Genomic DNA, 12684 nt, shown 5'->3' with positions numbered 1-12684 from the left:
GGGTAACCCAGGCACGGCTGTTCTGCCTGATCTGGGACAAGGACTCAGGGTTTTTCGCCCTTGCTGCGACGTATGCCGATGTCATCCAGGCTGGCGGCGATTTCCCCCAGATGATCGACCACCGAATGCACGCCCAGGCGATAGAGTTGCAGTGTGGCGTCGGCGCGCAGGTGCTCTTGCTCGGCGTTGCTGAGCGCCTGCCAGTCGGCAGGGGCTTGGCCGCATAAAGGGCCGCAGGTGGCGAGGCCGATTGTCCAACAACCGGCGTTGAGCCCGGCCTGGAGTAGCAATGGATTGCCACTGACCAGTATGCAGCCGTCCAGGCTTTCGACACCGAGTTGGCTCAGAGCCTGCCAGCAGACATCCGGCGCGGGCCAGGCTCTGGCTAGGTTCGGCGCAACCGCTGGGATCGGCTTTGGCAGTGCTTGTGCTAGGCGTAGGCTAGCTGAAAGGGGCAGTCTATCGAGCCAGGCACATGGTATTTCGGCGTTTGCGAGATCATTGAGCAAGTGTTCAGTGCCAGGCGCCAGTTCGGCGTGCTCGTCTGCCGCTTCGCTTAGCGCTTGTTGCAGGGCCGCTCTGGTGACTTTTTCAAGCAAGGCCTCTAATTCAGGCTGCGGCATATCCAAAGAGGTTGCGCTGCTGAGCTCGGGGTGAAGGCGTTGCAGTGCCACGGGCAGTGTGCGCGCGCCGAAATCGACCAGGCAGCCGGATAGTTCGAAGAGCAGAGCGGTTGGAGGGCGGGGCATGACAATGTCCATGGCGGGGGCGATTCAATCTACTGTCGGCGAATGACCGAAAGATGACTGTCTGATGACAGTGTCCTGGTTGCCTGCGTGTTCAATCACGCTCTATGCCATGCGGCTCTTGGCGTCAGGGCCTGTGCTGACGCTCATCGCTAATGTAGCTATGCTGCCCAATCAGGGTTCCAGGCTTTATACTTCGCGGCCTCTGTGGCCGCTGGCGGTTGTCCAAGCCACTTTCTTCATGGAGAGATATCAATGCATGTGATCGCTGCTCGCTGGGTTGCGCGCTTCAGTGGCCTGATGGCTGTGATGGGGCTGAGCCTGCTGCCAACTCTGAGTCAGGCCGCCACCGAAGAAGATCCCTGGGAGGGCTTCAATCGGACCATCTTCCGCTTCAACGATACCCTTGATACTTATGCGCTGAAGCCGGTTGCTCAGGGCTATCAAGCAGTGACTCCGCAGTTTCTCGAAGATGGCGTGCACAATGTTTTCGGCAATATCGGTGACGTAGGCAACCTGGCCAACAACCTGCTGCAGGGCAAGCTGCATGATGCAGGCGTCGATACCAGTCGTTTGATCTTCAACACCACGTTTGGTCTGCTGGGTTTCTTCGATGTGGCCAAGCACATGGGGCTACACAAGAGTGACGAGGATTTCGGCCAGACTTTGGGGGCTTGGGGGCTTGATAGTGGCCCTTATCTGGTGATTCCGCTCTTGGGGCCGAGCTCTGTGCGTGATGCTGCTGGCCGTATCCCGGATTCCTTCCTTATGCCGTATCCCTATATGGAGCATGTCCCGACGCGCAATGTGGCGATGGGGGTTGAGGTTATCGATACGCGTGCCAATCTGTTGTCGGCGGAGCGCCTGATCAGTGGCGACAAGTACATCTTCATCCGCAATGCTTACCTGCAGAATCGTGAGTTCAAGGTCAAGGATGGCGAGGTAGAAGACGACTTCTAGAGTCGGCAGGCTGTCAGCATCGTTGCGTAGGAAAAACGCCCCGAATCAGTCGGGGCGTTTTTTTAGGTCATGAGGATTGTTCTGGTATTTGGCTAGAAACCGAGCTTGTCGCGCAAGCTGTAGTACCAGGCGCCCATGGCGGTAAAAGGCACTCGTAACAGCCGCCCTCCGGGGAAGGGGTAGTGCGGCAAGTCGGCGAAGGCATCGAAGCGCTCGGCTTGGCCGCGCAAGGCTTCGGCCAGCACCTTGCCTGCCAGATGCGTGTAGGTCACGCCATGGCCGCTGCAGCCCTGGGAATAGTAGATGTTGTCGCCAATGCGGCCGACCTGTGGTAGGCGTGACAGCGTCAGTAGAAAGTTGCCAGTCCAGGCAAAGTCGATTTTCACATCCCTTAACTGCGGAAACGTCTTGAGCATTTTCGGGCGAATGATCGACTCGATGTTGGCCGGGTCGCGCGCCCCGTAGACCACGCCGCCGCCGTAGATCAGGCGCTTGTCACCGGAAAGCCGGTAGTAGTCGAGCAGATAGTTGCAGTCCTCGACGCAGTAATCCTGTGGAAGCAGGCTGGCAGCCACGTCATCGCTCAGGGGCTCGGTGGTGATTACTTGAGTGCCGCATGGCATTGATTTCGATGCCAGCTCTGGCATCAGATTGCCCAGGTAGGCGTTGCCTGCGACCACGACGAACTTGGCCTTGATGCGGCCTTGCGGCGTATGGACCACGGGGTTGGCGCCACGCTCGATGCGTGTGGCAGGGGATTGCTCGTAGATTACGCCGCCGAGCGATTCGACGGCAGCGGCTTCGCCTAGCGCCAGATTCAATGGGTGGATGTGCCCGCCGCTCATATCCAGCATGCCGCCAACATAATTATCTGTTGCCACAACCTCTTGTATGCGTCTGGCGTCCATCAGTTCCAGTTGGTTATGGCCGTAGCGCTCCCATAGTTTTTTTTGTGCCTCCAAGTGGCTCATCTGCTTGTCGGTCAGCGCTGCGAACACGCCTCCGTCTTTCAGGTCGCACTGGATGTCGTACTTGGCGATACGTTCGCGGATGATGCGAGCGCCTTCGAAGGCCATCTGCCCGAGTAGCTGCGCCTGCTTAGGGCCGACGCTACGCTCGATTACATCAATGTCGCGGCTGTAGCTGTTGACGATCTGGCCGCCGTTGCGCCCTGACGCTCCGAAACCGACCTTGGCTGCTTCGAGTACAGCGACCTTGAAGCCGTTCTCCAGCAGGAAAAGGGCGGTGGACAGCCCGGTGTAACCGGCGCCGATGACGCAGACGTCGGTTTCGACTTCATCCAGCAGGGCAGGGCGCTGGGGAGTTGGATTGGCCGATGCCGCGTAATAGGACTGAGGATATGCCGTGTGCGCCATTTTGAACCTCTGTTCTTTATTTTTTACGAATAGCCTGATGCTACCCGAGTTGAAAATGGCCGACTAGTAGCTGGGTAAACTATTCAGCGTAGCGCTCACGATAAAAAAATGGATTATTTCAGTGGGTTAGCGAAAAAACTTGTTGACGCCTGAAAAGATCTGCGTAGAATGTGCACCCATCGAAGGCACATAGCTCAGTTGGTTAGAGCACCACCTTGACATGGTGGGGGTCGTTGGTTCGAGTCCAATTGTGCCTACCAAATCGATAAAAAGGGTCGCTTAGCGACCCTTTTTTGTTCCTGCGATTTAGTGGTTCTGTTTTTTCGGGTTGCTGCAGGAAAGTGCCTGATATTCGTAAGGATGTCTTGTCAGAGGGCGGTGCTTTCTGGAAGCATTCGCAACTTTACTTCCAGTGACTTGGTTCGGTTCTGGTCGGCCCGTAATAGGGCTCCTGCCATCGTTAGGCAGATACGCCGCCGAATCGCTTCCTGGCTCATCCCAACCCATGTGACCTTTGGTAGGGGTCACCACTAGGAGAGGAGGCGCCATGCCAATCATTACTCTTCCCGACGGTAGTCAGCGTTCGTACGATCATCCGGTATCCGTGCTGGAGGTCGCTCAATCCATTGGTGCGGGCCTGGCCAAGGCCACGCTGGCCGGTAAGGTCGACGGCAAACAGGTTGACGCCTGTGATGTGATCGAAGCCGACGCGGCTCTGCAGATTATTACGCCGAAGGATGATGAGGGGTTGGAAATCATTCGCCACTCCTGTGCGCACCTGGTTGGGCATGCGGTCAAGCAGCTCTACCCGGATGCCAAGATGGTGATTGGGCCGGTCATCGAGGAAGGTTTCTACTACGACATCGCCATTGGTCGTCCTTTTACGCCTGAAGATATGGCGGCCATTGAGCAGCGCATGAAGGAGTTGATTGACAAGGACTACGACGTCATCAAGAAAATGACGCCGCGTGCCGAGGTCATCGAGGTCTTCAAGTCGCGTGGCGAAGAGTACAAGTTGCGCTTGATCGACGACATGCCGGATGAGCAGGCCATGGGGCTGTACTATCACGAAGAATATGTGGATATGTGCCGCGGCCCTCACGTGCCCAATACCCGCTTTCTTAAAGCATTCAAACTCACTCGCATTTCCGGTGCCTACTGGCGCGGCGACTCGAAGAATGAGCAGTTGCAGCGCATCTATGGCACCGCCTGGGCCGACAAGAAGCAGCTCGCAGCCTACATTCAGCGTATCGAAGAGGCTGAAAAGCGCGATCATCGCCGCATTGGCAAGCAGCTCGACCTGTTCCATCTGCAGGAAGAGGCGCCGGGTATGGTGTTCTGGCATCCTAATGGCTGGACTGTCTATCAGGTGCTGGAGCAGTACATGCGCCAAGTGCAGCGTGAGCACGGTTATGTGGAAGTGCGTACGCCGCAGGTGGTTGATCGCATCCTTTGGGAGCGCTCGGGGCACTGGTCCAACTATGCAGAAAACATGTTCACCACTGCGTCGGAAAACCGCGATTACGCCGTTAAGCCGATGAACTGCCCGTGCCATGTGCAGATCTTCAATCAGGGCTTGAAGTCATACCGCGACCTGCCGTTGCGCCTGGCAGAGTTCGGTGCCTGCCACCGTAACGAGCCGTCTGGTGCGCTGCACGGTATTATGCGCGTGCGTGGTTTTGTGCAGGATGATGCACACATCTTCTGTACAGAGGAGCAGGTCAAGAAAGAGGCGGCTGACTTCATCAGGCTGACGCTGCAGGTCTATCGTGACTTCGGCTTCACTGATGTCTCCATGAAGCTGTCGACTCGCCCGGCCAAGCGTGTAGGATCTGAAGAGCTTTGGGATCGTGCCGAGGGGGCGCTGGCTGATGCCTTGAACGAGTCCGGTCTAGAGTGGGAATACCAGCCGGGTGAGGGGGCTTTCTACGGTCCGAAGATTGAGTTCACTCTCAAGGATTGCCTGGGGCGTAACTGGCAATGTGGTACGCTGCAGTACGACCCGAACCTGCCGGAGCGTCTTGAGGCTAGCTATATCGCCGAGGACAACAACCGTAAGCGCCCGGTCATGCTGCATCGTGCGATTCTCGGATCTTTCGAGCGCTTCATCGGTATGCTGATCGAGCACTATGCCGGTTCCTTCCCGGCCTGGCTCGCGCCGATCCAGGCGGTGATCATGAATATCACCGATAAACAGGCCGATTTCGCCCTGGAAGTGGAAAAAACGCTCAATCAAAGCGGATTCCGTGCCAAGGCCGACTTGAGAAACGAGAAGATCGGCTTTAAAATCCGCGAGCATACTTTGCTCAAGGTTCCCTATCTCTTGGTTATTGGAGATCGGGAAGTCGAGACACGATCCGTCGCTGTGCGTACCCGTGAAGGCGTCGATATGGGCTCTTTGCCTATCGAGCAGTTCATGGCGCTATTGCAGCAAACGGTTTCCCGGCGTGGTCGCCAAGATTTGGAGTAAGAACTATTAAGCGTGATATGAGACAGGACAAGCGGGCCGCCCCCAAGGCGCCTATCAACGAAAACATTACCGCTCGTGAAGTGCGCCTGATCGGCGCCGATGGCGAGCAGATTGGTATTGTTTCGATCGATGAGGCATTGCGCGTGGCTGAAGAAGCCAAGTTGGATCTGGTAGAGATCTCAGCTGATGCAGTACCGCCAGTTTGCCGCATCATGGACTACGGCAAGCACCTGTTCGAGAAGAAGAAGCAGGCTGCGATTGCCAAGAAGAATCAGCATCAGCAGCAGATCAAAGAGATCAAGTTTCGTCCAGGGACGGAGGAAGGGGATTATCAGGTAAAACTACGCAACCTGATACGTTTCCTTGAAGATGGGGACAAGGCCAAGGTATCGCTTCGATTCCGCGGTCGTGAGATGGCTCACCAGGAGCTGGGGATGGAGCTGCTCAAGCGGGTCGAACAAGACCTGATCGAGCTTGGCACCGTCGAACAGCATCCTAAGCTGGAAGGACGCCAGCTAATGATGGTCATCGCTCCCAAGAAGCGTAAATAACCTCCCGGGCACTGGCAGGCCTGATGGTTATCAGTTGTTAATGAATGCGGAGTACTAAACATGCCAAAAATGAAAACTAAGAGCGGTGCTGCAAAGCGCTTCCTGAAGACTGCTTCGGGCTATAAGCACAAGCACGCTTTCAAGAGCCACATCCTGACCAAGATGTCCACCAAGCGTAAGCGTCAACTGCGCGGTAGCGAGCTGATGCATCCGTCGGACAAGGCAAAAGTCGAGCGCATGCTGCGCGTTCGTTAATTCGGTCAAGATTTTTAGAGGTTATTACTCATGGCTCGTGTTAAGCGTGGCGTCATCGCCCGTGCTCGTCACAAGAAAATTCTGAAGCTCGCTAAGGGCTACTACGGCGCACGTTCACGTGTGTTCCGTGTCGCCAAGCAGGCGGTGATCAAGGCTGGCCAATATGCCTACCGTGACCGTCGTCAGCGCAAGCGTCAGTTCCGCGCTCTGTGGATCGCTCGTATCAACGCTGGCGCTCGCGTCAACGGCCTGTCCTACAGCCGTCTGATTGCTGGCCTGAAAAAGGCTTCGATCGAGATTGACCGTAAGGTTCTGGCTGATCTGGCTGTGAACGAAAAAGCGGCGTTCGCTGCGATTGTCGAGAAAGCTAAGGCCGTTCTGGCTTAAGTCCCCCGACAATCACCGGGTAACCGGTGGCAACGTCAAAGATAGGGGAAGAGCCTTAACAGCTCTTCCCCTATTTCGTATCTGGAGTCTGTAAATGGAAAATCTGGATGCATTGGTCTCCCAAGCGCTCGAGGCCGTGCAACAAAGCGAAGATGTCAACGCCCTGGAGCAGCTCCGGGTTCAGTACCTTGGCAAGAAAGGCGAACTGACTGCCCTGATGCAGACCCTGGGTAAACTGTCGGCTGAGGAACGCCCGAAAGCCGGTGCTCTTATCAACGCTGCCAAGAATCAGGTTCAAGACGCCCTGAGCGCCCGCAAATCCGTGCTTGAGCAGGCTCTGCTCGCCGAGAAGCTGGCTGCCGAGCGGATTGACGTTACCCTGCCGGGCCGTGGTCAGGCGTCTGGTGGCCTGCACCCGGTCACTCGTACTCTGGAGCGTGTTGAGCAGTTCTTTACCCATATTGGCTACAACGTCGCTGAGGGGCCAGAAGTCGAAGACGACTACCACAACTTCGAAGCCCTCAACATTCCCGGCCATCACCCGGCGCGGGCGATGCATGACACCTTCTACTTCAACGCGAACATGCTGCTGCGTACCCACACCTCGCCGGTGCAGGTACGCACTATGGAGTCGCAACAGCCGCCGATTCGCATTGTTTGTCCGGGGCGTGTCTATCGCTGCGACTCCGATATCACTCACTCGCCGATGTTCCATCAGGTTGAAGGTCTGCTGATCGACGAGGGCATCAGCTTCGCCGACCTCAAGGGCACCATCGAGGAATTCCTCCGTGTGTTCTTCGAGAAGCCTTTGGGCGTGCGCTTTCGTCCGTCGTTTTTCCCCTTCACCGAGCCTTCGGCAGAAGTCGACATGCAGTGCGTGATGTGCTCCGGCAAAGGCTGTCGCGTATGCAAGCAGACCGGCTGGCTGGAAGTTATGGGTTGCGGCATGGTGCATCCGAACGTGCTGCGTATGAGCGGCATCGATCCGGAGAAATACTCCGGCTTCGCCTTCGGCATGGGTGTCGAGCGTCTGGCCATGCTGCGTTACGGCGTCAATGACCTGCGCCTGTTCTTCGATAACGACCTGCGGTTCCTCGCGCAATTTCGCTAGAGCTCGTAGTCCACGTATCGAATTCGTTTAAGGAGAACAGTCAGTATGAAATTCAGTGAACAGTGGCTGCGTAGCTGGGTTAGCCCTCAAGTAACGCGTGACGAGTTGGTCGCGCGCCTGTCCATGGTCGGCCTTGAAGTCGACGCGGTGCAGCCGGTGGCTGGCGCCTTCAGTGGTGTGGTAGTTGGTGAGATCGTCGGTGCGGAACAGCATCCGGACGCGGACAAGCTGCGCGTGTGCCAGGTTAGCAATGGCAGTGAAACCTTTCAGGTTGTCTGTGGTGCGCCCAATGCCCGTGTAGGTATCAAGATTCCGTTCGCCATGGTCGGCGCTGAGCTGCCGGGCGACTTTAAAATCAAGAAGGCCAAGCTACGTGGTGTGGAATCTTTCGGCATGCTTTGCTCGGCTTCCGAGCTGCAGGTCAGCGAAGACAACGCTGGGCTGATGGAGCTGGCTGCTGATGCGCCAGTTGGTCAGAGCCTGCGTGAATACCTTGGCCTTGATGACGTTTGCATCGAGCTGGGCCTGACCCCTAACCGTGGTGATTGCCTGTCCATCGCCGGTCTGGCTCGCGAAGTTGGTGCTATGTATGACGCGGCGGTTACTCCGCTAGCCATTGCAGCAGCCGCTCCCGTACATGATGAAATTCGCCCAGTTGAAGTGCTGGCTCCCAAGGCTTGCCCACGCTATCTGGGGCGCGTTATTCGAAATGTTGATTTGTCACGCGCGGCCCCATTGTGGATGGTTGAGCGTCTGCGTCGCTCAGGCGTGCGCAGCATAGATCCTGCGGTTGACGTCACTAACTATGTGATGCTCGAATTGGGCCAGCCGATGCATGCTTTCGATCTTGCCGAGATTAATGGCGGTATCCGTGTGCGTCCGGCCGTGGAGGGTGAGAAGCTGGTTCTGCTCGACGGTCAGGAGGTCAGCTTGCGTGCCGACACTCTAGTCATTGCTGATCATCAGCGTGCCTTGGCGATTGCTGGTGTGATGGGAGGCGAGCATAGCGGCGTTAGCAGCAAGACGCGGGACCTGTTCCTGGAAAGCGCTTTCTTCGACAACATTGCGATTGCTGGTAAGGCGCGCTCTTACGGCCTGCACACCGATTCTTCGCATCGTTTTGAGCGTGGCGTCGACTGGCAACTGGCGCGCAATGCCATTGAGCGTGCTACTGCGCTTTTGCTGGACATCGTCGGCGGCGAAGCGGGGCCGGTCATTGAGGTCGTCAGTAGCGAATATTTGCCGCAGAACGCGCCAATTACCCTGCGCGCCGAGCGTATCCGGCAGATGCTGGGGCTGGACATGGACGCTGCAGAGGTCGAGCGCCTGCTGACTGGTCTGGGGCTGGGCGTCACCGCTCAGGGCGCAGGCGAGTGGCTGGTCAGCGTGCCGAGTCACCGCTTCGATATCAGCCTGGAAGTCGACTTGATCGAAGAGCTGGGGCGCTTGTACGGCTATAACCGCTTGCCTGTACGCTACCCGCAAGCCCGTCTGGCTCCGCAGTCCAAGGCAGAGGCTCGCGCTGAACTGCCAGCTCTACGCCGCTTGTTGGTCGCTCGTGGTTATCAGGAGGCGATCACCTACAGCTTCATTGATCCTAAGTTGTTCGAGTTGTTTGCTCCGGGCATCCAGCCGTTGCAGCTAGCTAATCCGATTTCTGCCGATATGGCTGCCATGCGTTCGTCCTTGTGGCCGGGCTTGGTCAAGGCGTTGCAGCATAACCTCAACCGCCAGCAGTCGCGTGTGCGGCTGTTCGAGAGCGGCCTTCGTTTCGTGGGGCAGTTAGAAGGCTTGCAGCAAGAATCTATGCTCGCCGGCGTTATCACGGGTAACCGTCAGCCGGAAGGCTGGGCCAATACGCGTGACAGCGTAGACTTCTACGACCTGAAGGCCGATGTCGAAGCGTTGCTTGGTTATGCAGGTGCCGCCGATGCCTTTAGTTTCGTTGCGGGTGAGCATCCTGCTCTGCATCCGGGGCAAACCGCTCGTGTTGAGCGAGAGGGGCGCCTGGTTGGTTTTATTGGTGCATTGCATCCAGAGCTGGCCAATACCTTGGGTCTTGATCAGCCAGTATTCCTTTTCGAGTTGGTGTTGGCAGAGGTAGCCGCCGGACGTATGCCTGCGTTCAGCGAGCTGTCGCGTTTCCCTGAGGTCCGGCGCGATCTGGCATTGCTTGTTGATCGCGAGCAGTCGGCTGAAAGTGTTTTAGCGGTGATCCGTGAGACGGCTGGGGAATGCTTGACGGACCTCAAGCTATTTGACGTCTATCACGGTAAAGGCATTGATCCTCATAGAAAAAGCCTTGCCGTTGGCTTGACCTGGCAACATCCATCACGCACTCTTAACGACGATGAGGTAAGTGCTACCACGCAAAATATCATCACTTGCCTCGAACAAAGGTTCAACGCCACGTTAAGGAAGTAGCGTATGGGGGCTCTGACGAAAGCTGAGATGGCCGAGCGTCTGTATGAAGAGCTGGGCCTGAACAAACGGGAAGCCAAGGAGCTGGTGGAGCTGTTTTTTGAAGAGATCCGCCAGGCTCTTGAGCTGAATGAACAGGTCAAGCTTTCCGGGTTTGGTAATTTCGACTTGCGCGATAAGCGCCAGCGACCTGGCCGTAACCCGAAAACAGGGGAAGAGATTCCAATCACGGCTCGTCGTGTGGTCACTTTTCGTCCAGGGCAAAAATTGAAAGCCAGGGTCGAGGCCTATGCTGGAACCAAGTCATAACGACGAATTACCGGCAATTCCCGGCAAACGCTATTTCACCATCGGTGAAGTCAGCGAGCTCTGCGCGGTCAAACCTCACGTTCTGCGCTATTGGGAGCAGGAATTCCCACAGTTGAACCCGGTCAAGCGGCGGGGTAACCGCCGCTATTATCAGCGTCAAGATGTGCTGATGATTCGGCAGATTCGGGCGTTGCTCTACGATCAAGGCTTTACTATTGGCGGTGCACGACAGCGCTTGTCCGGTGATGAAGCTAAAGATGACACGACTCAATATCGGCAATTGATCAAGCAAATGATTGCCGAGCTTGAAGATGTTTTGTTGGTCCTACGGAAATAAGGCAAAAGAAAAAGTTGCCTTATTTCAAAAGCTTAATGTATAGTTCAACCCGTTTTCGGGGTTCCGAAAACACAGTCGGGGCGTAGCGCAGCCCGGTAGCGCACTTGCATGGGGTGCAAGGGGTCGAGTGTTCGAATCACTCCGTCCCGACCAACAAATCCCTACATTAAAGCCTGGTCAGTGATGATCAGGCTTTTTTGTTTCAGGGACTTTTGCGGGGATTTTTTCATGCTGCCATCCTCCTCAAAATCTTCAGGGTCGGCTCGCGCGAGTCGGTGGCCGAAATCCTGTTGGCTTCATCGATCAGTTTGCCCAACTCGGCGGCTGAGTAGTGACTGGTGATGCTACCGTTCTTGTGCCCCAGCAGAGCCTTCCTGTCTTCCTCCGTTACCCCAGCAGCCCGAAGTCTTCGGCCGAAGGTGTGCTTCAGATCGTGAACGCGGATTGCAGCAAAACACGCTGGAGCAGGGCCAGAAAACGCTTCTGGAACTTCTTCGCTGCTTTGACCCTGGCTTTCTTCCATGCCGAATCGTTCATCCGGTGAACGGGAGTTGTGGTGCTCAGTGAAATTTAGGCTTGGCACATGGACATGCGATGAAATACTCTCCGGTTACTGGGCTAACGAAGTGGTCAACAGGCAGGATGCCGACCCCATGCACTTCGTTAGCTCGGTACTAATTCCCCTGGCTAAGTTGTTGCTATGCCAGACATACAAAAGCCCTCTTAGTGAGGGCTTTTGTATGTCTGGCGGAAGGTTTTTGTTCAACGGGCGACGCTGACGCCTTCCAGGCTGGCGAAGGAGGTGTCCTTGGCGGTGAGTAGGAAGTCGCGCATGAAAGGGGCGTCGAGCATGTCGCTACGGATGGCGGCATAGAGCGTGGCGTACAGCCCCTTTTCCCCTAGTCGTTTGGCGCTGACATAGCCGCGTGAGCTGTATTCGTGCAGGGCCCAGTTGGGCAGGCCGCATACGCCGCGGCCGCTGGCCACCAGTTGCATCATCATCACTGTCAGTTCCGAGGTGCGAACCTGGGCGGGCTCGATGTCGGCTGGTTCAAGGAAGCGGGTGAAGATGTCCAATCGGTCGCGTTCGACAGGGTAGGTGATCAGGGTTTCGCTGATCAGGTCTTGCGGCTGGATGAAGGCTTTGTTGGCTAGGCGGTGCTGGTTGGCTACGGCCAGCATGGCTTCATAAGTAAACAGCGGGACGTAGGTGATCCCGGCCAGTTCGATCGGGTCGGATGTCACCACCAGGTCGAGGTCGCCACGTGCCAGTGCGGGTAGCGGAGCGAAGGAGAAGCCGGAGGCCAGGTCCAGTTCGACTTCTGGCCAGGCGTCGCGGAACTGGTCGATGGTCGGCATCAACCACTGGAAGCAGCTATGGCACTCGATGGCCATGTGCAGTCTGCCTGCAGTACCGCCGGCTAGGCGCGCCAGGTCGCGTTCGGTGCCGCGTAGCAGCGGTAGCACGGCGTCGGCCAATTGCAGCAGGCGCAGGCCAGCGCTGGTGAAGCGCACCGGCTTGGTCTTGCGCACGAAAAGTTGCAGCCCCAGGCGCTCTTCCAGTTCCTTGAATTGGTGGGAGAGGGCCGACTGGGTAAGGTGCAGGCGGTCGGCGGCTTCGACCAGGCTGTCGGTTTCGCGCAGGGCGTGCAGGGTTTTCAGGTGGCGTAGCTCAAGCATGTCGGTCTCGTTCAGGTTTGATTCATCCGCTTCGCTTGTTTGGATGAAAGCTGTTCATGCAGCCTACATGAGTGAATTTGT

At 56.8% G+C, this 12684-nt stretch carries 12 protein-coding genes, 2 tRNA genes and 1 pseudogene; 11 read left to right on the top strand and 4 right to left on the bottom strand.

All coding sequences use genetic code 11. The annotated features are described in order from the left end of the window. Positions 1-44: 44 nt before the first annotated feature. Positions 45-749 carry an HAD family phosphatase gene (locus tag AERO9A_RS16050; protein ID WP_159972931.1) on the bottom strand — a complete coding sequence of 235 codons (705 nt, stop codon included), beginning with the start codon at positions 747-749 and terminating at the stop codon, positions 45-47. 252 nt (positions 750-1001) lie between these two features. On the opposite strand from AERO9A_RS16050, the gene AERO9A_RS16045 reads away from it, so the two are divergent. Beyond that, positions 1002-1706 (top strand): VacJ family lipoprotein, encoded by a 705-nt coding sequence (locus tag AERO9A_RS16045; RefSeq protein ID WP_159972930.1) that lies wholly within the window; start codon positions 1002-1004, stop codon positions 1704-1706. Between the two features lie 92 nt (positions 1707-1798). On the opposite strand, the gene AERO9A_RS16040 is transcribed toward AERO9A_RS16045, so the two are convergent. Continuing rightward, complete coding sequence (locus AERO9A_RS16040) at positions 1799-3082, bottom strand: FAD-binding oxidoreductase (protein ID WP_159972929.1); 1284 nt, start codon at positions 3080-3082, stop codon at positions 1799-1801. 183 nt (positions 3083-3265) lie between these two features. Here AERO9A_RS16040 and AERO9A_RS16035 point away from each other — a divergent pair. The 10 genes from AERO9A_RS16035 (at position 3266) to AERO9A_RS15990 (ending at position 11076) form a co-directional block, all read left to right on the top strand. Then, a tRNA-Val gene (locus AERO9A_RS16035) sits at positions 3266-3342 on the top strand. A gap of 287 nt (positions 3343-3629) precedes the next feature. Continuing rightward, positions 3630-5552, top strand: a complete 1923-nt coding sequence (gene thrS, locus AERO9A_RS16030) for a threonine--tRNA ligase (protein ID WP_159972928.1) — start codon at positions 3630-3632, stop codon at positions 5550-5552. Positions 5553-5569: 17 nt separating this feature from the next. Further along, positions 5570-6103, top strand: a complete 534-nt coding sequence (gene infC / locus AERO9A_RS16025; RefSeq protein ID WP_037055100.1) for a translation initiation factor IF-3 — start codon at positions 5570-5572, stop codon at positions 6101-6103. A 60-nt stretch (positions 6104-6163) separates the two neighbouring features. After that, complete coding sequence (rpmI, locus tag AERO9A_RS16020; RefSeq protein WP_044401775.1) at positions 6164-6358, top strand: 50S ribosomal protein L35; 195 nt, start codon at positions 6164-6166, stop codon at positions 6356-6358. Between the two features lie 30 nt (positions 6359-6388). Further along, positions 6389-6745 (top strand): 50S ribosomal protein L20, encoded by a 357-nt coding sequence (gene rplT, locus AERO9A_RS16015; RefSeq protein ID WP_003243409.1) that lies wholly within the window; start codon positions 6389-6391, stop codon positions 6743-6745. A gap of 94 nt (positions 6746-6839) precedes the next feature. Beyond that, positions 6840-7856: a phenylalanine--tRNA ligase subunit alpha gene (gene pheS / locus AERO9A_RS16010; RefSeq protein ID WP_159972927.1), complete on the top strand. Its 1017-nt coding sequence runs from the start codon at positions 6840-6842 to the stop codon at positions 7854-7856. Positions 7857-7901: 45 nt separating this feature from the next. Further along, positions 7902-10280 carry a phenylalanine--tRNA ligase subunit beta gene (pheT, locus tag AERO9A_RS16005; protein WP_159972926.1) on the top strand — a complete coding sequence of 793 codons (2379 nt, stop codon included), beginning with the start codon at positions 7902-7904 and terminating at the stop codon, positions 10278-10280. 3 nt (positions 10281-10283) lie between these two features. Beyond that, positions 10284-10586 carry an integration host factor subunit alpha gene (ihfA, locus tag AERO9A_RS16000; protein WP_003243414.1) on the top strand — a complete coding sequence of 101 codons (303 nt, stop codon included), beginning with the start codon at positions 10284-10286 and terminating at the stop codon, positions 10584-10586. Beyond that, a complete protein-coding gene (locus tag AERO9A_RS15995; RefSeq protein ID WP_159972925.1) occupies positions 10567-10923 on the top strand; it encodes a MerR family transcriptional regulator in 357 nt (118 codons plus the stop codon). Before ihfA ends, AERO9A_RS15995 begins: the two co-directional genes overlap by 20 nt. A 76-nt stretch (positions 10924-10999) precedes the next feature. After that, positions 11000-11076 (top strand) — tRNA-Pro (locus tag AERO9A_RS15990). 73 nt (positions 11077-11149) lie between these two features. On the opposite strand, the pseudogene AERO9A_RS15985 reads toward AERO9A_RS15990, so the two are convergent. Together AERO9A_RS15985 and metR are read right to left on the bottom strand one after the other, a co-directional pair. Then, a pseudogene (locus AERO9A_RS15985) lies at positions 11150-11475 on the bottom strand (tyrosine-type recombinase/integrase); the annotation flags it as partial. 210 nt (positions 11476-11685) lie between these two features. Continuing rightward, entirely contained in the window at positions 11686-12603 is a 918-nt protein-coding gene (metR, locus tag AERO9A_RS15980; protein WP_159972924.1) for a transcriptional regulator MetR, read from the bottom strand. Positions 12604-12684: the final 81 nt, after the last annotated feature.

The organism is Pseudomonas sp. 8Z (assembly GCF_902506535.1).
Taxonomy (GTDB): domain Bacteria; phylum Pseudomonadota; class Gammaproteobacteria; order Pseudomonadales; family Pseudomonadaceae; genus Aquipseudomonas.
Note: the sequence above shows the minus strand (reverse complement) of the source record. Positions and strands in the feature narration are given on the sequence as shown.

Coding starts and splice junctions, on each gene's coding strand:
- AERO9A_RS16050 (WP_159972931.1), bottom strand. CDS start 749: ATGCCCCGCCCTCCAACCGCTCTGCTCTTCGAACTATCCGGCTGCCTG.
- AERO9A_RS16045 (WP_159972930.1), top strand. CDS start 1,002: ATGCATGTGATCGCTGCTCGCTGGGTTGCGCGCTTCAGTGGCCTGATG.
- AERO9A_RS16040 (WP_159972929.1), bottom strand. CDS start 3,082: ATGGCGCACACGGCATATCCTCAGTCCTATTACGCGGCATCGGCCAAT.
- thrS (WP_159972928.1), top strand. CDS start 3,630: ATGCCAATCATTACTCTTCCCGACGGTAGTCAGCGTTCGTACGATCAT.
- infC (WP_037055100.1), top strand. CDS start 5,570: ATGAGACAGGACAAGCGGGCCGCCCCCAAGGCGCCTATCAACGAAAAC.
- rpmI (WP_044401775.1), top strand. CDS start 6,164: ATGCCAAAAATGAAAACTAAGAGCGGTGCTGCAAAGCGCTTCCTGAAG.
- rplT (WP_003243409.1), top strand. CDS start 6,389: ATGGCTCGTGTTAAGCGTGGCGTCATCGCCCGTGCTCGTCACAAGAAA.
- pheS (WP_159972927.1), top strand. CDS start 6,840: ATGGAAAATCTGGATGCATTGGTCTCCCAAGCGCTCGAGGCCGTGCAA.
- pheT (WP_159972926.1), top strand. CDS start 7,902: ATGAAATTCAGTGAACAGTGGCTGCGTAGCTGGGTTAGCCCTCAAGTA.
- ihfA (WP_003243414.1), top strand. CDS start 10,284: ATGGGGGCTCTGACGAAAGCTGAGATGGCCGAGCGTCTGTATGAAGAG.
- AERO9A_RS15995 (WP_159972925.1), top strand. CDS start 10,567: ATGCTGGAACCAAGTCATAACGACGAATTACCGGCAATTCCCGGCAAA.
- metR (WP_159972924.1), bottom strand. CDS start 12,603: ATGCTTGAGCTACGCCACCTGAAAACCCTGCACGCCCTGCGCGAAACC.